This is a genomic window from Serinicoccus chungangensis (assembly GCF_001483745.1).
Lineage (GTDB): Bacteria > Actinomycetota > Actinomycetes > Actinomycetales > Dermatophilaceae > Ornithinicoccus > Ornithinicoccus chungangensis_A.
In genome coordinates, this window is record NZ_LQBL01000025.1 from 1 (window position 1) to 1,242 (window position 1,242).

2 protein-coding genes are annotated in these 1,242 nt (G+C 63.9%); both read right to left on the reverse strand.

Features of this window, described 5'->3' with window-relative positions; all coding sequences use genetic code 11:
• Positions 1-184, reverse strand: a 184-nt coding sequence (locus AVL62_RS17795) for a hypothetical protein (RefSeq protein WP_235585585.1), incomplete at its 3' end; no start/stop codon positions are given.
• 126 nt (positions 185-310) lie between these two features.
• A complete protein-coding gene (locus AVL62_RS07100; RefSeq protein ID WP_058890964.1) occupies positions 311-1,030 on the reverse strand; it encodes a class I SAM-dependent methyltransferase in 720 nt (239 codons plus the stop codon).
• Between the last annotated feature and the right edge of the window lie 212 nt (positions 1,031-1,242).

Consider the following 1,242-nt stretch of genomic DNA (forward strand, 5'->3'; position numbering starts at 1 on the left):
CGGCGTGAACACCCGGGACCACGCTCAAACTCGAAGAGCCGACAATCACTAGCGAGTTCACCCAGGCCGGCTTTCGTATCGACGAACTGATCGAGCCACGGCCCATCCTCGCGATGAAGACATCGTTTCCGCAGACCTTCGACCGGCTCAGTCGCGAACCCGGCTTTATCTCCTTCAGGCTCACGAAGCGCTAGAAAACACGACGGTGATCCAGGTGCACACAACTGCGGCGGGTCGCTCTTCTGGCCGAACTACGAGTGGCCCTGTAGTTGAGCATTTCCATGCCACGGAACCGCTGCTCCGAGGTAGTTCACTGGTCCGTCCGTTGAGTGAACAGAGCTGCGTTCAGGAAGTCCGCGCCGAAGGTTTCCGGTATGCCTGCGGCCACGGGGCGGGCTTCGACAAGTTCGAGGTACGAGCTGAAGATCGCTTCCAGATCGTTGAGCGTGAACGAGGTTCCGCCTGCGGTGTCGCCGCTGACCAGGATCTCGGTATCGCTCGGGCTGGGCTGCCGCTCTTGGGCGAAGGCGACGATGCCGTACTTGCCAACGGGTGCGATGCGCGGCATCACCTGCTCCAGGTACGTGATGCGTCGATGTGGGGCCAGATGGTGGAAACAGCCGGAGTCATAGACGAGGTCGAAGGCGTCATCGGGGAGTTCCTCACGCAAGACGTCGATGGACACGAGGGTGACACCTTCGGGCATCCGGGGGCGCACGACTTCGAGCAATCCTGTGGCGATGTCAATACCGGTGACCATCGCGCCCTTGCTCGCGAGCCAGGCCGAATTGCGTCCGTTGCCGCACCCAACGTCGAGGACGCGAGCCCCGCTCAGGTCGCCCAGGAGGCCGCGCTGATACCAGTCCACGAGCGGCTCGTCGGGTAGGTCCGTGTTGAGCGGGTGGTTCGGGATTGTCAGCATCTTCTCCCAGAAGTGCTCGGACTCCCGGGAGGTTCGGTCTCCTCGTTCGTGAGCGGCGACCACCTCGTCGAGGCGCTGAAAGAGTTGTTCGACCGTGCTCAGGCGCATCAGGTCATCTTTCCCGGTGGTCCCTCCCATCTGGCCATCGGTCGGCCGCGTGTCGGCGCGGTATCCGCGTGGTGCTCGGAGAAAGTCACTGCCAGCCAAGGAGGGCGAGAGTGGGCTCTGGTGTCGGTCCGCAAGTGGGCGTCTCCGGGCCCGCTGACGGGTGCACGCTCATGCCGCTGGCCGCGCGGTGGGCTCACGGGTCAGGCGGGGCG